At 71.4% G+C, this 26013-nt stretch carries 26 protein-coding genes and 1 pseudogene; 12 read left to right on the forward strand and 15 right to left on the reverse strand.

All coding sequences use genetic code 11. From position 1 onward, the window contains the following. Positions 1-3 precede the first annotated feature (3 nt). Together ACI2LY_RS11840 and ACI2LY_RS11845 are read left to right on the forward strand one after the other, a co-directional pair. Positions 4-1440 carry an aldehyde dehydrogenase family protein gene (locus ACI2LY_RS11840; RefSeq protein ID WP_404707022.1) on the forward strand — a complete coding sequence of 479 codons (1437 nt, stop codon included), beginning with the start codon at positions 4-6 and terminating at the stop codon, positions 1438-1440. After that, positions 1433-2323 (forward strand): aldehyde dehydrogenase family protein, encoded by an 891-nt coding sequence (locus ACI2LY_RS11845; RefSeq protein WP_404707023.1) that lies wholly within the window; start codon positions 1433-1435, stop codon positions 2321-2323. The genes ACI2LY_RS11840 and ACI2LY_RS11845 overlap by 8 nt, the downstream gene beginning before the upstream one ends. A 59-nt stretch (positions 2324-2382) precedes the next feature. On the opposite strand, the gene ACI2LY_RS11850 is transcribed toward ACI2LY_RS11845, so the two are convergent. Further along, positions 2383-2805 carry a hypothetical protein gene (locus ACI2LY_RS11850; protein WP_404707024.1) on the reverse strand — a complete coding sequence of 141 codons (423 nt, stop codon included), beginning with the start codon at positions 2803-2805 and terminating at the stop codon, positions 2383-2385. A gap of 127 nt (positions 2806-2932) precedes the next feature. Between ACI2LY_RS11850 and ACI2LY_RS11855 the strand changes: the two genes are divergently transcribed. Next, on the forward strand, positions 2933-3568 hold the full coding sequence (locus ACI2LY_RS11855; protein ID WP_404707025.1) for a uridine kinase: 636 nt from the start codon (positions 2933-2935) through the stop codon (positions 3566-3568). A 238-nt stretch (positions 3569-3806) separates the two neighbouring features. Here ACI2LY_RS11855 and ACI2LY_RS11860 read toward each other — a convergent pair whose 3' ends face one another. Beyond that, on the reverse strand, positions 3807-4595 hold the full coding sequence (locus ACI2LY_RS11860; protein ID WP_404707026.1) for a SigE family RNA polymerase sigma factor: 789 nt from the start codon (positions 4593-4595) through the stop codon (positions 3807-3809). 272 nt (positions 4596-4867) lie between these two features. Here ACI2LY_RS11860 and afsQ1 point away from each other — a divergent pair, with 272 nt between their 5' ends. From afsQ1 to ACI2LY_RS11885, 5 genes are all read left to right on the forward strand, one after another. After that, a complete protein-coding gene (gene afsQ1, locus ACI2LY_RS11865; RefSeq protein WP_388996392.1) occupies positions 4868-5545 on the forward strand; it encodes a two-component system response regulator AfsQ1 in 678 nt (225 codons plus the stop codon). Next, on the forward strand, positions 5542-7125 hold the full coding sequence (locus ACI2LY_RS11870) for an ATP-binding protein (protein ID WP_404707027.1): 1584 nt from the start codon (positions 5542-5544) through the stop codon (positions 7123-7125). Before afsQ1 ends, ACI2LY_RS11870 begins: the two co-directional genes overlap by 4 nt. Further along, positions 7122-7733, forward strand: a complete 612-nt coding sequence (locus tag ACI2LY_RS11875) for a hypothetical protein (RefSeq protein WP_404707028.1) — start codon at positions 7122-7124, stop codon at positions 7731-7733. Before ACI2LY_RS11870 ends, ACI2LY_RS11875 begins: the two co-directional genes overlap by 4 nt. 145 nt (positions 7734-7878) lie before the next feature. After that, positions 7879-8565 carry a VanZ family protein gene (locus tag ACI2LY_RS11880; RefSeq protein ID WP_404707029.1) on the forward strand — a complete coding sequence of 229 codons (687 nt, stop codon included), beginning with the start codon at positions 7879-7881 and terminating at the stop codon, positions 8563-8565. Positions 8566-8686: 121 nt separating this feature from the next. Further along, positions 8687-8890 carry a PspC domain-containing protein gene (locus ACI2LY_RS11885; protein ID WP_404707030.1) on the forward strand — a complete coding sequence of 68 codons (204 nt, stop codon included), beginning with the start codon at positions 8687-8689 and terminating at the stop codon, positions 8888-8890. Positions 8891-9020: 130 nt separating this feature from the next. Here the strand turns inward: ACI2LY_RS11885 and ACI2LY_RS11890 are convergent, their stop codons facing one another. After that, positions 9021-9374: an ATP-binding protein gene (locus ACI2LY_RS11890; protein WP_404707031.1), complete on the reverse strand. Its 354-nt coding sequence runs from the start codon at positions 9372-9374 to the stop codon at positions 9021-9023. A 465-nt stretch (positions 9375-9839) separates the two neighbouring features. Between ACI2LY_RS11890 and ACI2LY_RS11895 the strand changes: the two genes are divergently transcribed. Next, positions 9840-10601: an alpha/beta hydrolase gene (locus ACI2LY_RS11895; protein WP_404707032.1), complete on the forward strand. Its 762-nt coding sequence runs from the start codon at positions 9840-9842 to the stop codon at positions 10599-10601. A gap of 19 nt (positions 10602-10620) precedes the next feature. On the opposite strand, the gene ACI2LY_RS11900 is transcribed toward ACI2LY_RS11895, so the two are convergent. Beyond that, positions 10621-11574: a LysR family transcriptional regulator gene (locus ACI2LY_RS11900; protein ID WP_393914968.1), complete on the reverse strand. Its 954-nt coding sequence runs from the start codon at positions 11572-11574 to the stop codon at positions 10621-10623. A gap of 63 nt (positions 11575-11637) precedes the next feature. Between ACI2LY_RS11900 and ACI2LY_RS11905 the strand changes: the two genes are divergently transcribed. Beyond that, on the forward strand, positions 11638-12939 hold the full coding sequence (locus ACI2LY_RS11905; RefSeq protein WP_404707033.1) for an MFS transporter: 1302 nt from the start codon (positions 11638-11640) through the stop codon (positions 12937-12939). Between the two features lie 130 nt (positions 12940-13069). Beyond that, complete coding sequence (locus ACI2LY_RS11910; protein ID WP_404707034.1) at positions 13070-14083, forward strand: sigma-70 family RNA polymerase sigma factor; 1014 nt, start codon at positions 13070-13072, stop codon at positions 14081-14083. On the opposite strand, the gene ACI2LY_RS11915 is transcribed toward ACI2LY_RS11910, so the two are convergent. The 11 genes and pseudogenes from ACI2LY_RS11915 to ACI2LY_RS11965 form a co-directional block, all read right to left on the reverse strand. After that, entirely contained in the window at positions 13967-14314 is a 348-nt protein-coding gene (locus ACI2LY_RS11915; protein WP_404707035.1) for an STAS domain-containing protein, read from the reverse strand. The two genes, ACI2LY_RS11910 and ACI2LY_RS11915, sit on opposite strands and share 117 nt — an antisense overlap. A gap of 43 nt (positions 14315-14357) precedes the next feature. Then, positions 14358-14942: a Uma2 family endonuclease gene (locus tag ACI2LY_RS11920; RefSeq protein ID WP_404707036.1), complete on the reverse strand. Its 585-nt coding sequence runs from the start codon at positions 14940-14942 to the stop codon at positions 14358-14360. A gap of 481 nt (positions 14943-15423) precedes the next feature. Next, a pseudogene (locus tag ACI2LY_RS11925) lies at positions 15424-15719 on the reverse strand (RNase A-like domain-containing protein); the annotation flags it as partial. 46 nt (positions 15720-15765) lie between these two features. After that, positions 15766-16602, reverse strand: coding sequence for a WXG100 family type VII secretion target (locus ACI2LY_RS11930; protein WP_404707037.1), 837 nt, complete (start codon positions 16600-16602; stop codon positions 15766-15768). Between the two features lie 39 nt (positions 16603-16641). After that, entirely contained in the window at positions 16642-17925 is a 1284-nt protein-coding gene (locus ACI2LY_RS11935) for a thymidine phosphorylase (RefSeq protein WP_404707317.1), read from the reverse strand. 70 nt (positions 17926-17995) lie between these two features. Further along, entirely contained in the window at positions 17996-18391 is a 396-nt protein-coding gene (locus ACI2LY_RS11940; RefSeq protein WP_404707038.1) for a cytidine deaminase, read from the reverse strand. Then, positions 18388-19677: an ABC transporter permease gene (locus ACI2LY_RS11945; RefSeq protein ID WP_404707039.1), complete on the reverse strand. Its 1290-nt coding sequence runs from the start codon at positions 19675-19677 to the stop codon at positions 18388-18390. Before ACI2LY_RS11945 ends, ACI2LY_RS11940 begins: the two co-directional genes overlap by 4 nt. Then, the gene (locus ACI2LY_RS11950) at positions 19677-20804 is read right to left on the reverse strand and encodes an ABC transporter permease (RefSeq protein ID WP_404707040.1); all 1128 of its coding nucleotides are present in this window, start codon (positions 20802-20804) and stop codon (positions 19677-19679) included. The genes ACI2LY_RS11945 and ACI2LY_RS11950 overlap by 1 nt, the downstream gene beginning before the upstream one ends. Further along, positions 20801-22327, reverse strand: coding sequence for an ABC transporter ATP-binding protein (locus ACI2LY_RS11955; RefSeq protein ID WP_404707318.1), 1527 nt, complete (start codon positions 22325-22327; stop codon positions 20801-20803). Before ACI2LY_RS11955 ends, ACI2LY_RS11950 begins: the two co-directional genes overlap by 4 nt. Before the next feature lie 207 nt (positions 22328-22534). After that, entirely contained in the window at positions 22535-23590 is a 1056-nt protein-coding gene (locus tag ACI2LY_RS11960; protein WP_404707041.1) for a BMP family protein, read from the reverse strand. A 296-nt stretch (positions 23591-23886) separates the two neighbouring features. Beyond that, positions 23887-25113, reverse strand: coding sequence for a M20 family metallopeptidase (locus tag ACI2LY_RS11965; protein ID WP_404707042.1), 1227 nt, complete (start codon positions 25111-25113; stop codon positions 23887-23889). A 232-nt stretch (positions 25114-25345) separates the two neighbouring features. Between ACI2LY_RS11965 and ACI2LY_RS11970 the strand changes: the two genes are divergently transcribed. Further along, positions 25346-25996, forward strand: coding sequence for a class I SAM-dependent DNA methyltransferase (locus ACI2LY_RS11970; protein WP_404707043.1), 651 nt, complete (start codon positions 25346-25348; stop codon positions 25994-25996). The last annotated feature ends 17 nt before the right edge of the window (positions 25997-26013 follow it).

Raw genomic sequence — 26013 nt, forward strand, 5'->3', positions numbered from 1 at the left:
ACCATGGCTTCCCTGTTCGAGTACGCACCGGCGCCCGAGTCCCGCGCCGTCGTCGACATCGCCCCCTCCTACGGCCTCTTCATCGACGGCGAGTTCACCGACTCCGCCGACGGCAAGGTCTTCAAGACCGTCTCCCCCGCCACCGAGGAGGTGCTCTCCGAGGTCGCGCAGGCCGGTGAGGCGGACGTGGAGCGCGCGGTGAAGGCCGCCCGCAAGGCATTCGAGAAGTGGTCGGCGCTGCCCGGCGCCGAGCGCGCCAAGTACCTGTTCCGTATCGCCCGCATCATCCAGGAGCGCAGCCGCGAGCTGGCCGTGCTGGAGACGCTGGACAACGGCAAGCCGATCAAGGAGACCCGCGACGCGGACCTCCCCCTGGTCGCCGCCCACTTCTTCTACTACGCGGGCTGGGCCGACAAGCTCGACCACGCGGGCTTCGGTGCCAACCCCCGCCCGCTGGGCGTCGCCGGTCAGGTCATCCCGTGGAACTTCCCGCTGCTGATGCTGGCGTGGAAGATCGCCCCGGCGCTGGCCACCGGCAACACGGTCGTCCTCAAGCCCGCCGAGACCACCCCGCTGTCCGCCCTGTTCTTCGCGGACATCTGCCGCCAGGCGGGCCTGCCCAAGGGTGTCGTCAACATCCTTCCCGGGTACGGCGACGCGGGCGCCGCGCTGGTCGCCCACCCCGACGTGAACAAGGTCGCCTTCACCGGCTCCACGGCCGTCGGCAAGGAGATCGCGCGCACGGTCGCGGGCACGGACAAGAAGCTCACGCTGGAGCTGGGCGGCAAGGGCGCCAACATCGTCTTCGACGACGCCCCCATCGACCAGGCCGTCGAGGGCATCGTCACCGGCATCTTCTTCAACCAGGGCCAGGTCTGCTGCGCGGGCTCGCGGCTGCTGGTCCAGGAGTCCATCCAGGACGAGCTGCTGGACGCCCTCAAGCGCCGCCTGTCCACGCTGCGCCTCGGCGACCCGCTGGACAAGAACACCGACATCGGCGCGATCAACTCCGCCGAGCAGCTGGCCCGGATCACCGCGCTGACCGAGCAGGGCGAGGCGGAGGGCGCCGAGCGCTGGTCCCCGGCCTGTGAACTCCCCTCCTCCGGCTACTGGTTCGCCCCGACGCTGTTCACAGGCGTCACCCAGGCGCACACTATCGCCCGCGACGAGATCTTCGGCCCGGTGCTGTCGGTGCTCAGCTTCCGTACCCCGGACGAGGCGGTCGCCAAGGCCAACAACACCCAGTACGGGCTGTCGGCGGGCATCTGGACCGAGAAGGGCTCCCGCATCCTGGCCGTGGCGAACAAGCTGCGCGCCGGGGTCGTCTGGTCCAACACGTTCAACAAGTTCGACCCGACCTCGCCGTTCGGCGGTTACAAGGAGTCGGGCTTCGGCCGCGAGGGCGGTCGCCACGGCCTGGAGGCGTACCTCGATGTCTGATGCCACCCGACTCTCCGTCTTCAAGACCTACAAGCTGTACGTCGGGGGCAAGTTCCCCCGCTCCGAAAGCGGCCGGGTGTACGAAGTGACCGACTCAAAGGGCAACTGGCTGGCCAACGCGCCGCAGTCCTCCCGCAAGGACGCCCGTGACGCGGTCGTGGCCGCGCGCAAGGCGTTCGGCGGCTGGTCCGGCGCGACCGCGTACAACCGCGGTCAGGTGCTGTACCGCGTCGCGGAGATGCTGGAGGGCCGCAAGGAGCAGTTCGTCCGCGAGGTCGCCGAGGCCGAGGGGCTGTCCAAGGCGAAGGCGTCGGCGGTCGTGGACGCGGCCATCGACCGCTGGGTCTGGTACGCGGGCTGGACCGACAAGATCGCCCAGGTGGTGGGCGGCGCCAACCCGGTCGCGGGCCCGTACTTCAACCTCTCCTCGCCCGAGCCGACCGGTGTGGTCGCGGTGCTGGCCCCGCAGGACTCGTCCTTCCTGGGCCTGGTCTCGGTGCTCGCCCCGGTGATCGCCACCGGCAACACCGCGGTCGTCATCGCCTCCGCCAAGTCCCCGCTGCCCGCCCTGTCGCTGGGCGAGGTGCTGGCCACCTCCGACGTGCCGGGCGGTGTCGTCAACATCCTGTCGGGCAACACGGCCGAGCTGGCCGCGCCGCTCGCCGCGCACCAGGACGTCAACGCGATCGACCTCGCGGGCGCCGACGCGGAGCTGGCGAAGGAGCTGGAGATCGCGGCGGCGGACAACCTCAAGCGCGTCCTCCGTCCACAGCCTGTGGACTACGCGACGACCCCCGGCACCGACCGGATGACCGCGTTCCTGGAGACCAAGACGGTCTGGCACCCGACCGGGGCGCTGGGCGCGTCGGGCTCGTCGTACTGAGGCACCCATGGAGCCGCGCCGTCCCTTCACCGTGAAGGGGCGGCGCGGCTTCACGCTTGTCAGCCCTTGGGGGTGAGCAGGCCCAGGGTCTGGCCGACGACCGGGACCGCGGCGAAGGACGGGGCCTGGGCGATCGGGGCGGTCAGCGCCAGGGTGTTGAGCGGCTTGAAGTCGGCGATGGTGGTGCCGATGCCGTTGTTCAGCGGGTCGGTGCCGGTACCGGCCAGCGGGTTGGGCTTGAGCCCGGCGATGGCGCCGGTGGCGTAGCCGATGGACGTGGTGAGCGCGTTCACCCCGGACTGCGGGTTGATGTCCCCGACGTCGGCGGAGCGCAGCGGCGGTACGTCCACGAGCGGGGCGGCCGCCTCGGCGTGGGCCGTGCTGGCGCCCGCCGCCAGGGCCGCTCCGGCCGACGCGAGGGCGATCAGGGCGCGCCGTACGGCGGGCTGACGGGGAGACCGGGGTGCGGAATGTCGGGCCATCGGTGGTGCCGCCTTCTGGTGCGCAGGGTAATACGGTCGACACGTAGGGTAGTTGAGATGTGACGCGCGCTCCAATGTGGACCCGCGGGGTCGGCAGGACGGCCACCATGCGTCAAACTGGTGTTCCGTGAGCATCCATCCCCCGTCCCCCGCCCGCGTGGTGCTGCTGTCCGGCCCCTCCGGTTCGGGCAAGTCACTCGTCGCCGCCCTCTCCGGGCTGCCCGTGCTGCGCCTCGACGACTTCTACAAGGAGGGCGACGACCCCACCCTGCCGGTGGTGGACGGAAGCTCGGACATCGACTGGGACCATCCGCTGTCCTGGGACGCCGACGTGGCACTCGCGGCCATCGCCCGGCTGTGCGCGTCCGGTTCGACGCCGGTGCCGGTGTACGACATCTCGCTGAGCGCCCGTACCGGCGAGGACACCCTGAGCATCGGCCGTACCCCGCTGTTCATCGCCGAGGGGATCTTCGCGGCGGAGATCGTGGCGCGCTGCCGTGAGCTGGGGGTGCTGGCGGACGCCCTGTGTCTGACCAGGGGCCCGGTCACCACCTTCCGGCGGCGTTTCCTGCGTGATCTGAAGGAGGGCCGCAAGTCGGTGCCGTTCCTGCTGCGCCGGGGCTGGCGGCTGCTGCGCACGGAGCGCTCGATCGTGTCCCGCCAGGTGTCGCTGGGCGCGCACCCGTGCGGCCGGGACGAGGCGCTGAGCCGGATGGCGGCGGCCGCGGCGGGCCGCCAGGCGCGGCACCAGACGGCGGCGTAGCAGAAGTTCGGGTAAACGGAGAAGCGGGGCTGTACGGCCCCCCAGCCGTCCAGCCCCGCTCCCCGGTACTCCCCCCGTTTTCCCCCCTTGTTCCCCCGTGTTTTCCCCTTTACGGGTTCTCGCGCGGACCCTCCCCCCTGGTGGGCCCCCGCGATTCCCCGTTTCCCCTCGGGCCGAGCCGTGACGGCTCGATCCCCCCGTTCCCCCCGTGGGTCCGTCCCCCGATGGACCCCGTCCTTCAGGCCACCAGCTCGCCGAAGGCGTCTTCGTGGTCCCGGCCGAAGCTCAGGACCTCGTCCTCGCGCAGGCGCCGCAGCGAGCGCCAGATGCTGGACTTCACCGTGCCGACGCTGATGCCGAGTATGTCGGCGATCTCCGGGTCGGTACGGCCCTCGTAGTACCGCAGCACCAGCATGGTGCGCTGCAGCTCGGGCAGCCGGGCGAGCGCCTGCCACAGGACGGCGCGCAGCTCGGTGCCGCGCATGGCGTCCGTACCGGCGGGCGTCTCCGGCAGTTCCTCGGTCGGGTACTCGTTCAGCTTGCGGCGGCGCCACGCGCTGATGTGCAGGTTGGTCATGGTGCGGCGGAGGTATCCGCCGACCGCGGCCTTGTCGCTGATCCGCTCCCACGCCCGGTAGGTCGAGAACAGCGCGCTCTGCAGCAGGTCCTCGGCCTCGAAGCGGTCGCCGGTCAGGTGGTAGGCGGTCGCGTACAGGGAGGCGCGGCGCTCCTGGACGTAGGCGGTGAACTCCGCCTCCGTCAGCGAGCGACGCTCCCCCGGTTCCTCCCCGTACGCGCTTCCCCCGTGCCCCTCCCCCGTGCGGGCGTCGACCACCGTCATGTATCCGGTGTGCTGACGCCCGGTGCCGCGGGCGCACCCCCGTACTCCCTGGGACTCGCGGCCGCGTGACGGCAGCGTGGTCCCGGCACCGGACTTCCCGGAATTCCCCGAAGGCGCAGCCCCCCGGTGCGCGTCGTGCAGACGCGTGACCACTGCGCTGGTGCTCATGCCGTGTGGCGTGTTCATCTCGCGCTCCCCGTCGTGGACTTCCGGTGCCTGGCGTGGCCGGTGATGCTCTCCCGCCTGCAGAAAAGCTTGCCGACCGTCCTTCATGGCCGTGTCCGCCGACTGTCACAGACCTGTCACAGGGGCCGGTCGCGGCGGGTCGTGACCGGAGCGGGCGGCCGGGAGGTGGCAGGGGCCCGGTTTGGTACGCGGTGTCCCGGTCGGGCCCGGCCTGCGAGAACCCGGTGCGGCACGGGTCGTACGACAGGCGGTACATGGGCCAGAATGAGCCCGTGCCTTCCCTGTTGCTGATCGAGGACGACGACGCCATCCGTACGGCCCTTGAGCTGTCCCTGACGCGCCAGGGGCACCGGGTCGCCACCGCCGCGAGCGGTGAGGACGGTCTGAAGCTGCTGCGTGAGCAGCGCCCTGACCTGATCGTGCTGGACGTGATGCTGCCCGGCATCGACGGGTTCGAGGTGTGCCGCCGTATCCGGCGCACCGACCAGCTGCCGATCATCCTGCTGACCGCGCGGAACGACGACATCGACGTGGTGGTCGGACTGGAGTCCGGCGCCGACGACTACGTGGTCAAGCCGGTGCAGGGCCGGGTGCTGGACGCCCGTATCCGGGCCGTGCTGCGGCGCGGGGAGCGCGAGTCCAGCGACTCGGCGACCTTCGGCAACGTCGTCATCGACCGCTCCGCGATGACCGTGACCAAGAACGGCGAGGACCTCCAGCTGACCCCGACCGAGCTGCGGCTGCTGCTGGAGCTGAGCCGTCGGCCCGGTCAGGCGCTGTCCCGGCAGCAGTTGCTGCGGCTGGTGTGGGAGCACGACTACCTGGGCGACTCGCGCCTGGTGGACGCGTGTGTGCAGCGGCTGCGGGCGAAGGTCGAGGACGTGCCGTCCTCCCCGACCCTGATCCGCACGGTCCGTGGGGTCGGCTACCGCCTGGACACTCCTCAGTGAGCGATCGAGGGGGATTCGGCCGCTGGACGGCCGAGCGGGGGAGGAAGCTGGCCGGACTGCGTTTCACCAGCCTGCGGCTGCGGCTGGTGCTGGTCTTCGGGCTGGTCGCGCTGACGGCCGCGGTGTCCGCGTCGGGCATCGCGTACTGGCTCAACCGGGAGGCGGTGCTCACCCGCGCCCAGGACGCGGTGCTGCGCGACTTCCGGCAGGAGATGCAGAACCGCGCGGGCGCGCTGCCCTCGCACCCCACGCAGGACGAACTCCAGCGCGCCGCCGGGCAGATGGCGGGCAGCAGCCAGCGTTTCAGCGTGCTGCTGGTCGCTCAGGACCCCGACGGCCGCACGGTGTACGGCGGTTCGGGCGGGCTGAGCGGCTTCTCGCTGAAGGACGTGCCCCCGTCGCTGCGCACCGCGGTGAACAAGCGGCAGAAGACGAGCGGCTCCAACAAGTCGCCGTATCATCTGTATTGGCAGCGGGTCACCGACCGGGGCACCCCGTTCCTGGTGGCGGGCACGAAGGTGGTCGACGGCGGCTCCACCGGTTACATGGCGAAGTCGCTGGAGCCGGAGGCGAAGGATCTCAACTCCCTGGCCTGGTCGTTGGGGATCGCCACCGCGCTGGCCCTGATCGGTTCGGCCCTGCTCGCGCAGGCCGCCGCGACGACCGTGCTGAAGCCGGTGCACCGGCTCGGCGTTGCCGCACGGCGGCTCGGCGAGGGCCGGCTCGACACCCGGCTGCAGGTCTCCGGCACGGACGAACTCGCCGACCTGTCACGGACGTTCAACAACGCGGCCGAGGCGCTGGAGAAGCGGGTCGCGGACATGGCCGCCCGTGACGACGCCTCCCGCCGCTTCGTCGCCGACATGTCGCACGAGCTGCGCACCCCGCTCACCGCCATCACCGCGGTGACCGAAGTACTCGAGGACGAGCTGGAGTTCGAGGGCGGCGGCATCGACCCGATGATCGAGCCCGCGGTGCGCCTGGTGGTGAGCGAGACACGGCGGCTGAACTCCCTGGTGGAGAACCTGATGGAGGTCACCCGCTTCGACGCGGGCACCGCCCGTCTGGTGCTGGACGATGTGGACCTCGCCGACCAGATCACCGCCTGCATCGACGCCCGTGCCTGGCTGGACGCGGTCGAACTGGACGCCGAGCGCGGCATCCACGCCCGCCTCGACCCGCGCCGCCTGGACGTCATCCTCGCCAACCTGATCGGCAACGCCCTCAAGCACGGCGGTTCCCCGGTGCGGGTCTCGGTCCGCATCGACGGCGACGATCTGCTGGTGGCGGTGCGCGACCACGGGCCCGGCATCCCCGAGGAGGTGCTGCCGCACGTCTTCGACCGCTTCTACAAGGCCAGCGCCTCCCGGCCGCGTTCGGAGGGCAGCGGCCTCGGTCTGTCCATCGCGCTGGAGAACGCCCACATCCATGGCGGCGAGATCACGGCCGCCAACTCCCCCGAGGGCGGCGCGGTGTTCACGCTCCGGCTGCCGCTGGACGCCTCCAGCCTCACGGAGGAGCCCGACGGCGACGACAAGGACGACTCCCCGGCCGAGGACAGCCACGGGGAGGCCCGGTGAACGGGCGCACGGCCCGCGGACTGCTGACGCTGGGGCTGCTGGGCGCGCTGGCCACCGGGTGCGGCATCCGGCCCACGGAGGTGCCGACCGACTTCGGCGGGGCGCCGTCGCGGGTGCCCTGTTCACCGGCCGGGTCCGGGCAGGCCACGCAGTCCCCGGAAGGGGTGCCAGTGCAGGTCTTCCTGCTGTGCGGGGCCTCACTGGTGACCGTGGACCGTTCGGTGCGGGTGCCGGAGGGCACGCCGGACGCGCGGCGCCGGGTCATGGTCGCGCAGGGACTCCTGGACCAGCTCGCCTCCGCGCCGTCGGCCGGGGAGCGGGCGGCGGGCTACCAGACCCGGGTGCCGGGCGGCATCACCGTCACCGGCCCCGGACGCGAGTGGCCCGAGGAGGCGCTGCGGCTGAGCACCGCCCCCGACAAGCTGGGCTCCCCCGCGCTCGCCCAGGTGGTGTGCACCTTCTCCGACTCCGCCGCGGCGGAGGGCGACGGCTCGGTGATCCTCGCCGGTCCGGCCCCGGCCGCGCCGCGCCGCTACGAGTGCACGGAGGACGTCCGCGACCATCCGGGCCGGGTCCAACCCCCGTCCGGTTCCGTCGCGTTGCACTGAGACGGGCCCCCGTCCGGCGCGCGTGTGGCGCACGCCTCACGGGGGCGGGAAGCGTCTAAGCGGAACCGATCGCGCGCGGCGGCGCGTCTTGGGGGACGTGCAGCGTCAAGGCTCCATCGGCGGCAGCGCCGCGAACCGCATCCGAGTGACCGGGGCAGTCCTCCTCGTCGCGCATCTCGCGCTCGTCGCCTGGCTGACGCTGCGGCCGCTGGACGTGCCGTGGGTACGGCCCGCGAACCTCCGCCCGCTGGCCGGGCTGCGCGCCGACCTGGCGCTGGGCTGGCCGGAGGCGGGCCTCCGCATCGGCGAGGGCCTGGCCCTGCTGGCCCCGCTGGGCGTACTGCTGCCGCTGGCGGACGGCAGACTCACCGTCTCCCCCCTGGCCTCCCTGCTGCGTACGGTCGCCGCGGGCGCCCTGACCTCCCTGGGCATCGCCCTGTTGCAGACCGGGGTGCCGGGGCGGGTGGTGGATGTGGACGTGGTTCTGCTGAACACCGCGGGCGTCCTCCTGGCCCACCTGGCGCTCGTCCCGGCGGGGCGGGCGTGGCTGCGGCGCCGGGTCGGGGGCGGGGCCGGGGAGCGGGAGAGGTACGGGCGCCCTGGCGGGTTCGGTGGACAGGGCGGGCTCAGGGGTGTCCCTGAGGGGGTGTGTGAGGGTATCTCCGGTGGCGTGTCCGGGGGTTGCGACGGGTATCCGGCCGGGGAGGCGCGCGGGGCCGACCGGGCTGCCGGGGCCGGGGGTCCGGGTCCGGGCGGTGGTGCGGTGAGCGTGCGCGGGGAGCTTTCTCAGGGGCGGACCCCGACGATTCCCAGGGTCGGTATCGCCCCTTAGAGGGATGCTTCTCCCGCTTCGTCTCCGTACCTTTGGGCATACGACGACAGACGGGGCGCGGCACTCGGCCCACCCCGGCAGGCGGCCCGGTCGCGGGCCGACGACGACGGAGGAGCCAGCCATGACCGCCCTTGTCCGCCCCACCAACGGCCGCAGGATCGGCGGCGTGTGCGCCGCGCTGGCACGGCGCTTCGGCATGTCGGCGGGCACGATGCGCGTGATCTTCGTGGTGTCCTGCCTGCTGCCCGGCCCGCAGTTCCTGGTCTACATAGCCCTCTGGATACTGCTGCCCTCCGAGGACAAGGCCCGCGCCACCGCCTGGTGACGCCGCCCGCCACCCGGCTCGGTTCCGGGTACGCGGACGCCGCCGAGGCCGTCCCGGAGAACACCGGGGGCCTCGGCGGCGTCGTGCGTGGGGGGGTGCGTCGCGTGGGGGTTGGGTCGCGTGGGGTGCGTCAGCCGAGCGGGATGCCGTTGAGGCCCAGGCCGTGGGTGGGCAGGCCCGCCACGGGCAGGCCGCCGAGCAGTCCGGCGACGGGGGCGGTGGGGCCCTGGGCGAGCATCTTCTGCACGGCGGGCCGCGCGGTGTTCAGTCCGCCGCCGATCACACCCTGCCCCTGAGTGACCGCCTCGGCGGCGCCGGGCAGCGCCTGGGTGACGTTCGCGGCCGGGAGCGTGTGGGCGACGGAGCCCACGAGGGGGAGGGCGTCCGGGGCGGCCGGGGCCGCGTTGGCCGCGCCCGCGCCCGCGGCGGCGAAGGCGGCACCGAGGGCGGCGACACCGAGGGTCTTGGCAGCAGACTGCTTCATGGTGAATGCGTCCTTGAATGCGGAGACATGGATCACGGATGATCCGAGCGATCCATGACCGTAAACATCGCGGACCACCCACCGCAATCACCGAAATGCGGGCTGCTGGCGGATTCCCGTACGCATTGCCGAGGCGCGCAATAAATACTATCGGCACGCCATTCCCGCATAAGCGCTGGTGGAAGCCGCGCGCGGGAACAGCCATTCGGACAGCGCTCCTTCACGTCCGAGGTGAGTGAAGTCCTGCCCCGGCAAGGGACGTTCATCGAAAGGAATGAATCGTGATCTCATCGCATTGACTTCGGAAACAGCCCCGGAAATCGAGCGTGCGGCCGAACTCCCCGACGGGATGCTCGAATTCAGGCCGTTCACCCAGTGGCGCGATCCGTACCCCGTGCGCGTCGATACGCAACGGTGACCGCCAGGAAGGGTTTCGTACACCTCGCCTTCTGACAGTGTTCTGCCATGGGACAGCAAGCGACGACGCCGGTCCGGACGGCCAGGCTGGGAAAGGCGGTCGGCCCCGCGCCGGGCGCGGTGAGCGGAGCGGTGCTGCTGCTCCCCGGCGGGGACGAGGTCTCCACCCGCCGCCCGTTCCCGCCACTGCCCGGCACCCTCGTCCGCGCGGTCGCCCGCGCTCTGGCCCGCGCGGGCCACGCGGAGGGGCTCGCCGTCCATCCGGTCCACTACCGCTACCGAGGCTGGAACGGCGACGAGGCCCACCTCGCGACCGACGCCGCCTGGGCCGCGGACGAGGTGGTGCGGCGGTACGGGGACGTGCCGGTGTGCCTGGTGGGGCTGGACATGGGCGGACGGGCCGCGCTGGGCGCCGGGGGCCATGAGGCGGTCAACTCCGTGGTGGCCATCGCCCCTTGGCTCCCGGAGGAGGGTGTGGGCGCCGCCGAGCCGGTCAAGCAGCTGGTGGGGCGCCGGGTGCTGATCGCACACGGCACGAACGACGAACGGTGCGACCCGGAGCTGTCGTTCCGGCTGGCGGCCCGCGCGAAGAAGGTGAACCGGGAGGTCTGCCGCTTCGAGGTCCACTCCGACGGCCACGGGCTGCACCAGCACCGGGACGAAGTGCTCGCCCTGACCGTGGACTTCACCCTGGGCGCCCTCTTCGGGCACCCGCTGTCCCGCCCGGTGGAGGACGCGCTCGCGGCACCGCCGCCGATAGGGCTGCGGATGCCGCTGGCGTCGGGGTTCGGGAAGTCGTTGCGCAAGTAGCCGCGCAGGTGGGGTGGGTTCAGGACGGCAGCAGGCTGCCCCTCCTGGAGAGGAGGAACTTCTTGAAGGCGGCCACCGGCGGGGTGTCCGGGCGGTCGGCCAGCCAGGCCACGCCGATCTCGCGGACCGCCCTCGGCGCGGTCACCGTCAGCTCCACCACGCCCGGCCGGGGCACGGTGGGCGGCGGCAGCAGGGCCACGCCGAGCCCGGCGGCCACCAGCCCGCGCAGGGTCTCCGTCTCCTCGCCCTCGAAGGCGACCCGGGGCCGGAAGCCCGCCTCACGGCACAGGTCGTCGGTGATGCGGCGCAGGCCGTAGCCGGGCTCCAGGGTCACGAAGGTCTCGTCGGCCGCCTCGGCGAGCCGGATGCGACGACGCCCGGCCAGCCGGTGGTCGGCCGGAACGACCAGGCGCAGCTTCTGCTCGTCCAGCCGCCGGGCGACCAGGTCGGGAGCGTCCGGCACCGGCGAGGTCAGGCACAGGTCCAGCTCGCCCGCCCGGAGCCGCTCCAGCATGGCCTCGCCGTAGTTCTGCACCAGGCTGAAGCGGATGCGCGGATGGTCGGCGCGGAAGGCGTGCAGCAGGCCGGGTACGGTCTCCGGGCCCATGGTGTGCAGGAAGCCGAAGGCGACCTTGCCGGTGGCCGGATCGGCGTCCGCGCGCACCTCCTCGGCGGCCCGCTCGACCTCGGCGAGGGCGCGCTCCACCGAGCCGAGGAAGGTACGGCCCGCCGGGGTGAGCGAGACCGTGCGGCCATGCCGGGCGAACAGGTCCACCCCGAGGTCCTGCTCGAGGCGGACCATCGCGCGGGAGAGGGTGGACTGCGGGACGTTCATTTCGTGCGCGGCCCGGGTGACGTGCTCGGTGCGGGCCACCCCGGCGAAGTAGGCGAGGCGGGGCGCGAGCAGCAGCGCCATGTCTTCTGTGTCACCGGACGGTGACAGGCGCGGCCGTGACCTCTGCTGATGCTCCATGGGAACGATTATGACGATTCCATGCATTGGACGGATGAGTGGTCGCGTCCTTAGTTTCGAGGCATGTCTCCCGCCAGTACCGGGGCGTCCATCAGCCTGGACGCCCGCACGCCCGCCCCCACCTCCGAGACCCCCGCCACCGTCCCGGCCGACACGCGGCTGACGCCGGGCGGCCCCGGCTACCGCCGGATGAGCCTCGCCCTCTTCCTCGCGGGCGTGGCGACCTTCGCGCTGCTGTACTCCACCCAGGCCCTGCTGCCGCTGATCTCCGACGACTACGGCGTGGCGGCGGGCCAGGCCAGCTGGACCGTGGCGGCGGCGACCGGCGGCCTGGCGCTGTTCGTGCTGCCGATGAGCGCGCTGTCGGAGCGGTTCGGCCGCCGGACCGTGATGACGGCGTCGCTGATGGTCGCGGTGGCCATCGGGCTGCTGGTGCCGTTCGCTCCGTCGATCGGCGCGCTGGTGGCGCTGCGGGCCCTGCAGGGTGCCGCGCTGGCCGGGCTGCCCGCCTCCGCGACGGCGTACCTGGCCGAGGAGGTCCGGCCGAAGGCGCTGGTCACGGCGATCGGCCTGTTCGTCGCGGGCAACAGCGTGGGCGGCATGAGCGGCCGGGTGATCACCGGCTGGGTCGCGCAGGAGTGGGGCTGGCGGATCGCCGTCGGTGTGATCGGCGTGGTCGCGGTGGGCTGCGCGGTGGCGTTCCGGCTGCTGCTGCCCGCGCCGAAGCACTTCGAGGCGGGCTCGCTGCGCCCCCGGGTGCTGGCCCGCGCGGTCCGCGACCACCTCTCCTCCCCGCTGCTGCGCCGCCTGTACGCGATCGGCGCGCTGTTCATGACGGTGTTCGGCGGGGTGTACACGGTGATCGGCTACCGGCTGACCGAGGCGCCGTTCTCCCTCCCGCAGGGCATCATCGGCTCGATCTTCCTGGTGTACCTGGTCGGCACGGTCTCCGCGTCGTCGGCGGGCCGCCTGGTGGGCCGCCTCGGCCGCCGCGGCGCGCTGTACACGGCGGGCGGTACGACGGCGGCGGGCCTGCTGCTGTCGCTGGCACCGTCCCTGCCGCTGGTCCTGCTGGGCCTGGTGCTGATCACGGCCGGTTTCTTCGCCGGCCACGCGGTCGCCTCCTCGGCGGTCGGCAAGACGGCCACGCACGGCCGCGCCCAGGCGACCGCGCTGTACCAGTCCTCGTACTACATCGGCTCCAGCGCGGGCAGCACGGTCGGCGCGCTCGCCTTCCACTCCGGCGGCTGGACGGGCACGGTCGGCGTCGGCCTGCTCGCGATCCTCGGCGTCGTCGCCATCACCGCGCTGGGCACCCTGGCGGCCCGTACCGCCGCGCGCCGGGAGGCCGTACCGGCGCACTGACCCTGTGCGCGCGCCCGCCCGAGCTGCGGGTTTCCCGACTCCGGGGGCCATTGTCAGTGGCCTGCGGTAGCTTCCGGAGTACTGGGGCGCGATGGCGCGCGTACGGGACGGCCACAGGGGTGGGTGGACGATGGGCGACGGCACGGCGACGGCGGACCTCGATGTCGCGCTGGAGAAGCACCGGACCGAACTGACCGGGTACTGCTATCGCATGCTCGGCTCGTCCTTCGAGGCCGAGGACGCGGTGCAGGACACCCTGGTGCGGGCCTGGCGGAGCTACGACAAGTTCGAGGGCCGGTCCAGTCTGCGGTCCTGGCTGTACCGGATCGCCACCAACGTCTGCCTGGACATGCTGGCCGCGGGCAACAAGCGGGCCCGCCCGATGGACCTCACCGAACCGACCCCGCTGGCGCGGGCCGCGCTCTCCCCGCGCCCGGACCACACCTGGCTGGAGCCGGTGCCGGACGCGCGGGTGCTGCCCGCGGTGACCGACCCGGCGGAGGCGGCGGTGGCCCGCGAGTCGATCCGGCTGGCGTTCATGGCGGCGCTCCAACAGTTGCCGCCCAAACAGCGGGTGGTGCTGATCCTGCGCGAGGTGCTGGCCTGGCGGGCCAGCGAGGTGGCCGAGCTGCTGGGCACCACGGTCGCCTCGGTCAACAGCGCCCTCCAGCGGGCCCGCGCCACCCTCGCCGAGCGCGCGGACACCGGCGCCGAAGCCGCGGTCTCCGACCCGCTGGACGAGGAGCAGAAACAGCTCCTGGAGCGCTATGTGAAGGCGTTCGAGGGGTACGACATGACGGCACTCACCGCCCTGCTCCACGAGGACGCGGTGATGACCATGCCGCCGTTCGACCTGTGGCTGCTCGGCCCCGCCGACATCACCGGCTTCATGTCCACCCTCGGCGCCTCCTGCGCGGGCTCCCGCCTCCTCCCGGTCGAGGTCAACGGCCTCCCCGGCTTCGCCCACTACAAGCCCGACCCGGAAAAGGGCGGCTTCACCCCCTGGGCGATCCAGATCCTGGAGCTCTCATCCGGCCGCATCACCGGTTTCCACTGCTTCCTCGACACCCCCCGCTGGTTCCCCCTCTTCAACCTCCCCCTCCACCTGGATTCCGAGCCCGACGAGTCCGAGCAGGGCGCGTAGCGCGGGGTCCGGGTCCCGCAGCGATATCCGCCCACCTCCACGCCGGGCGGCCAGCTCCAGCCGGGCGAGCAGCTCGACGTGCGCAAGCCCGGGCGGCCCCAGCCCGGCCACGTCACACACGACGACCCCGCTGCTGGGGGCCAACCCCCGCACCACATCGCACAGCCCCGCCACCTCATCCCGGGTGACGGGGCCACGCAGCACGAGCACGGGGTCGGTCCTGGGGTCCACAGGCGGTAGACCGGGGGGAGGGGATTAACTCATCGCACCGGGATCAGTCCACGGGGAACTCGCTGGTGTCGAGCCTGAGGTTGAAAGGCTCCGGCAGGTGGAACTCATCTCCGAACTTGCCTGCGTGCAGGACCCGGTAGACATCCCTCTGCGGCTCGCCGTAGAGCGTGATGGTCGGACCGCCCTGCGCCCAGCGATCGATCAGCAGGTAGTAGGGAATGCCGGCAGACGCATACGCGGCGGGCTTGCCGACCCGGTCGTGACGCGCGTTGGACTTCGAGGTGACTTCGACGACGAGGTCTGCCGCAGCAGCAGGAATGTAGTTACCCGGTGCCCTCACCACGCTTCTCGGGGCGACCACGAGGTCCGGGATGAACATGCCCAACCGGGACGGTACGGCGAGTGACTGCGTCTGATAGATGCCCCACCCGTCCGGGATCTCCCTGTACAAGCGGCTCTGGATCAGCTCGACGATGGAATTGTGCTGGTTCTCGGGAGCGGGCGACACGGTGACGATCCCCTCGATGATCTCCACCCTGCTGCCCTCGGGCCAGTCCGACTCGTCCCAGAACCGGACGAGGTCGTCCCAGGTCCGGTCGGGGTCCTGGCTCACGGTGAGTGCGCTCATGGCGGTCTCCAATCAGTGCGTCACCGATCCCAGCATGACGAACGGGACCGGCGGAGGTCCACCGATCCCGTTCACCCGAACGAAGAAGTCCCCTGATCAGGCGATACGTTCCAGCACCGCCACGATGCTGAACGCCCCTCCCCAGCCCCCGGAGCCTCGATCGCGTACCCGAAGCGCATGCCGGGCACCAGCAGGCCGAGCAGGGCTTCTGTCAGGAAGCTGACGCACAGGCCCGAGGCGACGCAGCCGAGCAGGCCGGTGAGGTCTGAACTGCGGAAACATGCCGTGCCGATCGCGTCGGCCGCTGTTGTCCGCTCTGCAGGGCACGAGACGGGGCGGCTGCTCACAACCCGCGATCAGCTGTTGGACAGAGTGGTCGCCAGAGACTGGAGCCAGGCGCCATGGGAGAACGATTCGGGCGGGCCGACCTCCATGCCGAGTTCGGCGGCGAGGGCGTAAGGACATGTGCCTGCGTCCCCGATAGGTAGAACGGGACAGTCGTGCGGATGACGAAACCGTGCGAGCTCGTCGGCTCACGGCGCAGCACCACGCACGCCGCGCGGACGTCGACGGGGTCGCGCCCGGCCAAGAGGTCGCCTTCCATCTGGACCCGGCCCACGGGTCCTTCGTGGGAGGGCTAAGCGGCTTCGATGGTGAGACGGGCACGGGTGCCCTGGGCGAGTCAGCGGTGGATGACCTGCTCGTTGGCGTTCACCACCTGCTGGTGGCCCAGTGGGCGGTCGCCCGGTCGGGGTAGGAAGCGGAACGGGTCAGCACGGGGGCATCCTCTCAAAGCACCTGGTCAGGGCAGCGCACGTACGGCTCAGTAGTCGGAGAAGTTCCAGAACATGCCGACCTCGGTGTCTGAAACGACGATCAGGCCAAAGTCCTCCGAGTAGACGCTGAGCGGGTGGTACCCCCAGTTCGGGGTTGAGAAGTCGAGCAGGTCGGGCGCGGCGCCGGGCCGGTCCACGTTGGTGTGGAAGGTGGCCGCGTCCCCGTATCGCGCGAGGACTGTCCGTGCCATGAGCCGCAGTTCTTCCTCGCTCTCCGTGAAGCGCCTCAGGTTGGACAGCGTGCAGCCGTCGTCGGTGAGGGCCAGGAGCAGGTTCTCGGCACTCTTCCGGTCGATCTCACGGAGGCACTTCCTGATGTGGTCCAAGGGGTGGGAGACGAAGGGGTACGTGGGGGATGCCGCGCGCTCCGGGTCCTGCGCCGCGTCGTCGAGGCCGACCCAGCCCCGTGGGTCCGGGGCCCGGGCCATCAGCGGGAGGAGGTCGAGGACCCAGTCCTCGTGGCGACGCGGGCCCGTGGCGTCGTACGGGTACGCGTCCTCGAACAGGTGGCGTACTGCGGCTTCCCAGGAGGCTTGGTCGACGGACCTGTCGTGCTGGCCTTTCTCGGCGGCGCCGCGGTGCAGGGAGCGGTACGCGGTGGCGGTGGTTCCTTGCCAACCGGCGGCGACCTTGTCGACGACCTCGTCCATGGTGCGGGTCTGCCGCTCCAGATGGCGCTGCATCTCGTCGACATCGTTCGCCAGACTGGTGACCCCAGGGGGTGGGCTCTGTCCATCGGGAGCGAGGTCTGGGCAAAGGCTGGAAGACGATGAAGCCCCAGGTCGCTGACCTGGGGCTTCATGCAAGAGCGCGCGATCTGGCAACCCACGACCTCTTCGTCCCGAACGAAGAGGCCTCCCAGGTCAGTCCACCCGCCCCAGCACCACCGGCGAAGCCGAGAACGCGGTGCCGGAAGGGGCGATGTCGAAGGACCCCTCCGTCGCCTCCAGCGCGTACCCGAACCGCTCCGGCGTGTCCGTGTGGAGGGTCAGCAGGGGCTGGCCCGCGACGACCGCGTCGCCCGGCTTGGCGTGGAGTTCGACGCCCGCTCCCGCCTGGACCGGGTCCTCCTTGCGGGCGCGGCCCGCGCCGAGGCGCCAGGCGGCGATGCCGATGTCGTAGGCGTCGAGGCGGGTGAGGACGCCGGAGGCGGGGGCCACGACCACGTGCTGTTCGCGGGCCACGGGGAGGGTCGCGTCCGGGTCGCCGCCCTGGGCGGTGATCATGCGGCGCCAGACGTCCATCGCGGAGCCGTCGGCCAGGGCCTTGGCCGGGTCGGCGTCCTTGAGGCCGGCGGCGTCGAGCATCTCGCGGGCCAGGGCGAGGGTCAGTTCGACGACGTCCGCCGGGCCGCCGCCCGCCAGGACCTCCACGGACTCGCGGACCTCGAGCGCGTTGCCCGCGGTGAGGCCGAGCGGGGTGGACATGTCGGTGAGGAGGGCGACCGTCTTCACGCCGTGGTCCGTGCCGAGGCCGACCATGGTGGAGGCCAGCTCGCGGGCGTCGTCCAGGGTCTTCATGAAGGCGCCGGAGCCGACCTTCACGTCCAGGACCAGGGAGCCGGTGCCCTCGGCGATCTTCTTCGACATGATGGACGAGGCGATCAGGGGGATCGCCTCCACCGTGCCGGTCACGTCGCGCAGCGCGTACAGCTTCTTGTCGGCCGGGGCCAGGCCGTCGCCCGCCGCGCAGATCACGGCGCCGGTGCCGTCCAGAACCGAGAGCATCTCCTCGTTGGAGAGCAGCGCGCGCCAGCCGGGGATGGACTCCAGCTTGTCCAGGGTGCCGCCGGTGTGGCCGAGGCCGCGGCCGGAGAGCTGGGGGACGGCCGCGCCGCAGGCGGCAACCAGGGGCGCGAGCGGGAGCGTGATCTTGTCGCCGACGCCGCCCGTGGAGTGCTTGTCGGCGGTCGGGCGGGACAGCGAGGAGAAGTCCATGCGCTCGCCGGAGGCGATCATGGCCGCGGTCCAGCGGGCGATCTCCCGGCGGTCCATGCCGTTGAGCAGGATCGCCATGTTGAGGGCGGCCATCTGGTAGTCGGCGACCTCGCCGCGGGTGTACGCGTCGATGACCCAGTCGATCTGCTCGTCGGTCAGTGCGGCGCGGTCCCGCTTGCTGCGGATGACGGAGATGGCGTCCATGGCCAGGGAGTTCCTTCCGGGAGGTGCAGATGTACGGCCCCCCTGCTCGTAAGGCGAGCAGAGGGGCCGCACGGACTTACTTGGTGAGATGGTCCGGGCCGAACGCCTGCGGCAGCATCTCGGAGAGCGGGAGGACGCCCTCGGGGGTGTCCAGCAGCAGCGAGGGCCCGCCGAACTCGTAGAGGAGCTGGCGGCAGCGGCCGCACGGCACGAGGAGGGCGCCGGTGCCGTCCACACAGGTGAAGTGTGTCAGGCGGCCGCCGCCGGTGCGCTGGAGGTGCGAGACGAGGCCGCACTCGGCGCACAGACCGAGCCCGTACGAGGCGTTCTCCACGTTGCAGCCGGTGACCGTGCGGCCGTCGTCGACCTGGGCGGCCACGCCGACCGGGTAGCCCGAGTAGGGGGCGTAGGCGTGCGCCATGGCCTCGCGGGCCTCGGCGCGCAACGCCTCCCAATCGAACCCCGTCGTCACTTGCCCTGCCCCTTCCGGTACCGCATGCCGTCCGCCTTCGGCATCCGCAGCCGCTGCGCGGAGAGCGACAGCACCAGCAGCGTGACGACGTACGGGGTGGCGCCCACGAAGTCGCTGGGGACCTCGTCGGTGAGGAGGTACCAGACCAGGACCGCCGCGGCCATGACCGCGCTGATCCCGCCCTGCCAGAACGCCTTGCGGTACAGCTTCCAGCCCGCCAGGGCGGCGAGCAGCACGACCAGCAGGAGCAGCAGCGCGTGCACGGTGACACCGCCGTTGCGCAGCTGGAGGGCGTCGGAGTAGCCGAACAGGGCCGCGCCCATGGCGAGACCGCCCGGCCGCCAGTTGCCGAAGATCATCGCGGCGAGACCGATGTAGCCGCGGCCGCCGGTCTGGCCCTCCAGGTAGGTGTGCGAGGTGACCAGCGCGAGGAAGGCGCCGCCGAGTCCGGCGAGGCCGCCGGAGATGGCGACGGCCGCGTACTTGTACTGGTACACGTTCACGCCGAGGGACTCCGCGGCGACCGGGTTCTCACCGCAGGAGCGCAGGCGGAGGCCGAACGAGGTCCGCCACAGCACCCACCAGCTGCCGACGAACAGCAGCACGGCGAGGATCGTGACCACGGACACGTCGGTGACGATACCGCCGAGAATGCCCGCGATGTCGGAGATGAGGAACCAGTGGTGTTGCTCGACCGAGTGCAGCGCGTCGGAGAGGCCGGGCACGGTGATGTCGCCGAGCGACTCCGCGGGCGGGGACTGCTTGGGGTTGCCGCCCGCCTCGACGGCCGGGCCCTCGGCGAAGAACAGCTTGGCGAGGTACTGGGTGGCGCCCAGCGCGAGCAGGTTGACGGCCACACCGGAGACGATGTGGTCGACCCCGAAGGTCACCGTGGCCACCGCGTGCACCAGACCGCCGAGGACGCCGAAGCCGATGCCGCACAGCAGGCCGAGCCAGGGGCTGGACTGCCAGCCAATCCACCCGGCGCCGAAGGTGCCGAGGATCATCATGCCCTCGAGGCCGATGTTGACCACACCGGCCCGCTCGGACCACAGGCCCGCGAGACCGGCGAGGCCGATCGGCACCGCGAGCCCGAGGGCGGCGTTGACCTGGCCCTCGGAGGTGAGCTGGTTGGCCCCGGTGATCAGGCGCACGACGGCGACGAGCAGCAGGGCACCGGCGATGATCAGGAAGAGCCGGGTGGTGGAGCGGCCCGGGCGCTTGTCCGCGCTGTCCGGGGCCTTGGGCGCCGCGGGCGGCGGCGCGTCCGTCATCGTGGCGGTCATCACGCCACCTCCTGCATCTCGGTCGGCTTGGCGGCCTGGGCGGCGAGTTCGGCGCCGACGCGCTGCTGCTGGCGCTTGAGGCCGTAGCGGCGGACGACCTCGTAGGCGATCACGACGCACAGGACGATGACGCCCTGGATCACGCCGAGGATCTCCTTGTCGTAGCCCTGGAACTCCAGGTGGTTGGTGGTGCGCTCCAGGAAGCCCCACAGCAGGGCGCCCAGCGCGATGCCCACCGGGTTGTTGCGGCCGAGCAGCGCGATGGCGATACCGGTGAAGCCGATGCCCGCCGGGAAGCTGTTGTCGTACTGGTGGCCCTCGTTGAGCAGCGTCGGCATGCCGATGAGACCGGCCACCGCACCGGAGATGATCATGCTGGTGGCGATCATCTTCTTGACGCTGACACCGCTCGCGGCGGCGGCCGACTCGGACTGGCCCACCGTGCGCAGGTCGTAGCCGAAGCGGGTGCGGCCCAGGATGAACCAGTACGCCACACCGACGACCACGGCGAGCACGATGAGGCTGTCGAGGACGCCGGCCGGGCCCGTGTCGATGTTCGGCAGGAAGGACGAGGAGGGCAGCGGCTTGGTGGAGACCAGGGTGCCGCCGTCGTCGAGCTGGCCGAGCTTGCCCGGCTGGAGGAGGTAGCCGATGATCGCGGTCGCGATCGAGTTCAGCATGATCGTCGCGATGACCTCGCTGACGCCCCGCGTGACCTTCAGGACGCCCGCGATGGCCGCCCACAGGGCGCCGGTGGCCATGGCGGCCAGGATGATCAGCGGGATGGCGAGCCAGCCCGGCACGGTGAGCGCGCCGCCGACCACGGCGGCGACGAACGCGGCGAGCCGGTACTGGCCGTCGACACCGATGTTGAACAGGTTCATGCGGAAGCCGATGGCCACCGCGACACCCGCGAGGTAGTACGTCGTCGCCTTGTTCAGGATGTAGACCTGGCTGTCGGAGGCGAAGCCGTACGTCACCATGTCGCTGAACGCGGCGCCGGGGCTCTTGCCGGTCGCGAGGATCACCAGCGTGGTGACCAGCAGCGCGGCGACGATCGCGAGCAGCGGCGCGGCTATGCCGAGGAACAGCCGCTCCTTGTCGATCCGTGAGGTCAGCTTGTTCATCGGTCGGCGTCCTCTGTGTGCTCCAGGTGGCCGGAGGCGGCACCGGTCATGGCGGAGCCCAGCTCCTCGGGGGTGATGGTGGCGGGGTCGGCGTCGGCGACCAGGCGGCCGCGGAACATCACCCGCAGGGTGTCGGAGAGGCCGATCAGCTCGTCCAGGTCGGCGGAGATCAGCAGCACCGCCAGACCCGCGCGGCGGGCCTCGCGGATGTAGTCCCAGATGGCCGCCTGCGCGCCGACGTCCACACCGCGGGTGGGGTGGGCGGCGATGAGCAGCTTGGGGTCATGGCTCATCTCGCGGCCGACGATCAGCTTCTGCTGGTTGCCGCCGGACAGCGAGGCCGCAGTCACGTCGATGCCGGGCGTGCGCACGTCGTAGTCGGCGACGATCCGCTCGGTGTCCGCGCGGGCGGCCTTAGGGTCGAGCAGGCCGCGGCGGGAGTTGGGGCGCTCGGTGACGTGGCCGAGGATGCGGTTCTCCCACAGCGGCGCTTCCAGGAGCAGGCCGTGGCGGTGGCGGTCCTCGGGGATGTACCCGATACCGGCCTCGCGGCGGCGGCGGGTGGGCGCGGCGGAGATGTCCCCGCCGTCGAGCACGACGACGCCCGCGTCCGGGGTGCGCATGCCCATGATCGCCTCGACCAGCTCGGACTGGCCGTTGCCCTCCACACCCGCGATGCCCAGGACCTCGCCCTTGTGGATGGTGAGGGAGACCTCGCCGAGGATGATCCGCTCCACGCCGTCCAGGTCCTTCTGGGCGAGATGCAGCCCGGAGACCTCCAGCATGGGCACGTCCGTGACCGTGGACTCCTCGGTCTCGGGCGTGGGCAGTTCGCTGCCGACCATCAGCTCGGCGAGCTGCTTGGGCGTGGTGGTGCTCGGCTCGGCGGTGCCGACCGTGGTGCCGCGCCGGATGACGGTGATCTCGTCGGCGACCGACAGCACCTCGCCCAGCTTGTGCGAGATGAAGATGACGGTGAGGCCCTCGGCCTTCAGCTCCCGCAGGTTGTCGAAGAGGGCGTCGACCTCCTGGGGCACCAGCACGGCGGTCGGCTCGTCCAGGATCAGGGTCTTGGCGCCGCGGTAGAGGACCTTGAGGATCTCCACGCGCTGGCGGTCGGCGACACCGAGGCGCTCCACGAGCACGTCGGGGCGGACGCCGAGGCCGTACGCCTCGGAGATCTCCCGGATCTTCGTGCGGGCCTTGGCGCCGATGCCGTGCAGCTTCTCCGCGCCGAGGACGACGTTCTCCAGCACGGTGAGGTTGTCGGCGAGCATGAAGTGCTGGTGCACCATGCCGATACCGCGCGCGATGGCGTCACCGGGGTTGTGCAGGACGACCTGTTCGCCGGCCACGGTGATGGTGCCCTCGTCCGGCTGCTGCATGCCGTAGAGGATCTTCATCAGGGTGGACTTGCCGGCGCCGTTCTCGCCGCACAGGGCATGAACCGTGCCGGTGCGGACCGTGATGTCGATGTCGCGGTTGGCGACGACGCCGGGGAAACGCTTGGTGATGCCGCGCAGTTCGACGGCAGCGGGAGGGCTGGACGCGTTGATGGCGCACTCTCCTCGAGGGAAGGGGCTGCGTTGGGGGAGGGAGGGCAGGCGTCGGCGACGCTAGCGCGGCAACTCGGTACTACACGCGTAGAGTTGACACATTGTTATGGCCCGGCGGGGAGCACCTTCGAGGCGCCCCCACGCCGAGCCATGGTCCTGGCGGGACCGGTCAGATCACGGAGTGGTCTTGACCTTGACCGAGCCGTCGACGATCTTCTTCTTCGCGGCGTCCAGCTTGGGCTGGATGTCGGCGATGAAGCCGCCGCTGGTGGACAGCGAAACGCCGTTCTTGGCCAGCGAGTAGACGTTGTTGCCGGTCAGCGGCTTGCCGTCGTGGACGGACTTGATGAAGTCGTAGACGCCGATGTCGACGTTCTTGACGACCGAGGTCAGGATCGAGCTCTTGTACTTGGCCAGACCCGGGATGTTGTACTGGTCCGAGTCGACGCCGATCGCCCAGGCGCCCTTCTTGCCGTTGACGGCCTCGATGGCGCCGTTGCCGGAGGAGCCGGCCGCCGAGTAGACGATGTCGGCGCCGTTGTCCAGCATGCCCTGCGCGGCTTCCTTGCCCTTGTCGGGGCTGGCGAAGCCGGAGGTGTCCGAGCCGTGGCTCAGGTACTGGACATCGATCTTGATCTTCGGGTTGGTGTCCTTGACGCCCTGGGCGTAGCCCGCCTGGAACTTCTTGATCAGCGGGACGTCGACGCCGCCGATGAAGCCGACGTGCTTGGTCTTGGTCTTCAGCGCCGCGGCGACACCGGCCAGGTACGAGCCCTGCTCCTCGGTGAAGGTGATGCTGTCGGCGTTCTTGGCCTGCACGACCGAGTCGACGAGGCCGAAGCTGGTCTTCGGGTACTTCGCGGCGACCTTCTCCACGGAGGGGGCGTAGGCGTAACCGACGGCGACGATCGGGTTGTAGCCCGCGTCGGCCAGGTCGGACAGGCGCTGCTCGCGGTCGGCCGGGGTGTCGGTCGCCTTGGCGGTCAGGTCCTTGATCGAGCCGCCGAACTCCTTCGACGCCTTGTCCGTGCCGCGCGCGGCGGAGTCGTTGAAGGAGTGGTCACCACGGCCGCCGACGTCGAAGGCGAGACCGATCTTCATCCCCTTGCCGTCACCGGACGAGCCGGACGACTTGTCGTTCTCGGAGGAGGTGCTGCCACAGGCCGTGGCAGTAAGGGCGAGAGCTGCGGTGGCTATACACGCAGCGGAAAGCTTGGCTACCCGGCGCACGGGAAGGCTCCTTCACCTGACCTGAGCGCCACCATGGCGCTTGGTGGGAGCGTCTGACGACGCCCCGGCCGAGACGCCCCGTCGGCGTCGGCTTCGCGGCATCGTAACGCGCGTAGATGTCAGAAAAACACCTCTCGGGCAGCTGTTATCGAACCGAGGCAAACGGCACTTGAACTCGATCTACCAAGCCTTGGGCGCCCATGTTTCGGGGCGGATACGAATGGCCTGCGGATGTGTTGCGCGGACGGCCCCCGCATGCCCGCGGGGGCCGTCCGGACACTGCCGGGGAGGGTCGGTCAGACCCCGGGCGACTCCATCAGCGCGGCCGCGGTGAACAGCTCCACCCCGATCGTGATCGCGTTCTCGTCGGCGTCGAAGTCGCCCTGGTGCAGGTCGCGTACGGTGCGCTCGCCGGGCTTGCGGACGCCGAGGCGGGCCATGGCGCCGGGGACGTGCTCCAGGTACCAGGAGAAGTCCTCCCCGCCGAGGCTCTGCTGGGTGGACTCCACCGAGTCCAGGCCGCAGCGGGCGACCATCGCGCGGCGCAGCAGCTCGGCGGTCTCGCGGTCGTTGACGACCGGCGGGACCCCGCGCACGTAGGTGATCTCCGACTTGGCGCCGTGCAGGGTGGCGACCTCGTCGATGGCGGCGTGCACGATGTCGGGCGCGTCCCGCCAGGCGTCCAGGTCCAGGCAGCGGACGGTGCCGGAGAGTTCGGCGTGCTGCGGGATGACGTTGGGGGCGTGGCCCGACTCGATGCGGCCCCAGGTCAGGGCGAGTCCGCTGCGGGTGTCGACGCGGCGGGCGATCAGCGCGGGCACGTCGGTGGCGACGCGGGCGGCGGCGGTGACCAGGTCGGTGGTCAGGTGCGGGCGGGCGGTGTGGCCGCCGGGGCCGTCCAGGGCGACGTCGAGCCGGTCGCAGGCGCTGGTGATCGGGCCGTGCCGCAGGCCGATCTTCCCGCACTCCACCCGGGGGTCGCAGTGCACGGCGAGGATGCGGCCGACGCCTTCGAGCGCGCCGTCGGCGATGGCGGTCAGGGCGCCGCCGGGCAGCTGCTCCTCGGCGGGCTGGAAGATCAGCCGCACCGGGCGGGACAGCAGGCCCTTGGCGTGCAGGTCGGCGAGGACCAGCCCGGCGCCGAGCACCACGGTGGTGTGCACGTCGTGGCCGCAGGCGTGGGCGCGGTCGGGCACGGTGGACCGGTACGCGCAGTCCTTGGTGTCCGGGATGGGCAGCGCGTCGATATCGGCGCGCAGGGCCAGCAGCGGCACCTCGGAGCGCTCGCCCTCGGTGTGCCCGATGTCGCAGATGAGCCCGGTTCCGGTGACCAGGACGCGGGGCTTCAGCCCGGCCCGCTCCAGCCGCTCCTTGATGGCGGCGGTGGTACGGAACTCCTGGTTGCCCAGCTCGGGGTGCATGTGCAAGTCACGGCGGAACGCCACGAGTTCGGCGTGCAGTGACTCGCTGAGCGCGCCGGGGAGCACAGCACCGGGGAGGTCGGCCACGGTCTCTCGGGTCATCAATCGGTTCACCCTCTGAAGGGTAGGACGCCCGGACGGTCAACTGACCCTCGATCAACAAAAGTTCAGCCCGTGGAGGGAAGAAAAACTGACCGGCGGACGCATGGCGGTGGACTGGGATGGGTAAAACCTTTCTTTCTCCCTCCACGGATACCATGCCCGCCGCTCTCGCGCTCGGTTTGTCCGCGGACCGGACCCGTGTGGCGCGGCGGCGCCGGTAGGGTGCGGCGGCGTGACCGACAGCACCGTGGACTTCCTGCGCACCACCCGCTCGTCCTACGACGCGATCGCCAAGGAGTACGCCGAGCGGTTCCCCTCGGGCCTCCCGCACCCCCTGGACCGCTCCCTGATCAGCGCTTTCGCCGAGCTGGTGACGGAGAACGGCCCGGCCCCGGTGGCCGACCTGGGCAGCGGGCCGGGGTTCGTCACCGCCCTGCTGGACAGCCTGGGCGTGCCGGTGTTCGGGGTGGACCTCTCCCCCGCGATGGTCACCCTGGCCCGCGAGGCCCATCCGCACCTGCGTTTCCACGTCGGCTCGATGACCGCGCTGGACCTTCCCGACGCCACCCTCGGCGGCATCATGGCCCTCTACTCCACGATCCACGTACCGGAGGAGTCCCTCCCCCGGGCCTTCGCCGAGTTCCACCGCACCCTGCGCCCCGGCGCCCCCGTCCTGCTGGCCTTCCAGACCGGCGACGCCGACCACATGCACCTGACGGAGCGCTTCGGGCACGAGATCGACCTGGACTACTGGATGCGCTCCCCGGCCGCCATCGCCGCCCGGCTCACCGAGGCGGGCCTTGCCCTGGTCGCCTCGGTCGTCCGCGAGCCGCAGGGCGAGGAGGCCCGCCCGCGGGGGTTCGTGCTGGCGCGCAAGGACTGAGGCTCGCAAGGACTGTG

The sequence above is a fragment of the Streptomyces sp. NPDC002176 genome (assembly GCF_044903645.1).
Classification (GTDB): domain Bacteria; phylum Actinomycetota; class Actinomycetes; order Streptomycetales; family Streptomycetaceae; genus Streptomyces.

Bases quoted from the DNA above. Each gene is read 5' to 3' on its own strand.
- ACI2LY_RS11845 (WP_404707023.1), top strand. From the start codon at position 1,433: ATGTCTGATGCCACCCGACTCTCCGTCTTCAAGACCTACAAGCTGTAC.
- ACI2LY_RS11860 (WP_404707026.1), bottom strand. From the start codon at position 4,595: ATGAACACGCCACACGGCATGAGCACCAGCGCAGTGGTCACGCGTCTG.
- ACI2LY_RS11920 (WP_404707036.1), bottom strand. From the start codon at position 14,942: ATGAGCGCACTCACCGTGAGCCAGGACCCCGACCGGACCTGGGACGAC.
- ACI2LY_RS11910 (WP_404707034.1), top strand. From the start codon at position 13,070: ATGGGCGACGGCACGGCGACGGCGGACCTCGATGTCGCGCTGGAGAAG.
- ACI2LY_RS11895 (WP_404707032.1), top strand. From the start codon at position 9,840: ATGGGACAGCAAGCGACGACGCCGGTCCGGACGGCCAGGCTGGGAAAG.
- ACI2LY_RS11945 (WP_404707039.1), bottom strand. From the start codon at position 19,677: ATGACCGCCACGATGACGGACGCGCCGCCGCCCGCGGCGCCCAAGGCC.
- ACI2LY_RS11965 (WP_404707042.1), bottom strand. From the start codon at position 25,113: ATGACCCGAGAGACCGTGGCCGACCTCCCCGGTGCTGTGCTCCCCGGC.
- ACI2LY_RS11900 (WP_393914968.1), bottom strand. From the start codon at position 11,574: ATGGAGCATCAGCAGAGGTCACGGCCGCGCCTGTCACCGTCCGGTGAC.
- ACI2LY_RS11850 (WP_404707024.1), bottom strand. From the start codon at position 2,805: ATGGCCCGACATTCCGCACCCCGGTCTCCCCGTCAGCCCGCCGTACGG.
- ACI2LY_RS11890 (WP_404707031.1), bottom strand. From the start codon at position 9,374: ATGAAGCAGTCTGCTGCCAAGACCCTCGGTGTCGCCGCCCTCGGTGCC.
- ACI2LY_RS11840 (WP_404707022.1), top strand. From the start codon at position 4: ATGGCTTCCCTGTTCGAGTACGCACCGGCGCCCGAGTCCCGCGCCGTC.
- ACI2LY_RS11905 (WP_404707033.1), top strand. From the start codon at position 11,638: ATGTCTCCCGCCAGTACCGGGGCGTCCATCAGCCTGGACGCCCGCACG.
- ACI2LY_RS11950 (WP_404707040.1), bottom strand. From the start codon at position 20,804: ATGAACAAGCTGACCTCACGGATCGACAAGGAGCGGCTGTTCCTCGGC.
- ACI2LY_RS11885 (WP_404707030.1), top strand. From the start codon at position 8,687: ATGACCGCCCTTGTCCGCCCCACCAACGGCCGCAGGATCGGCGGCGTG.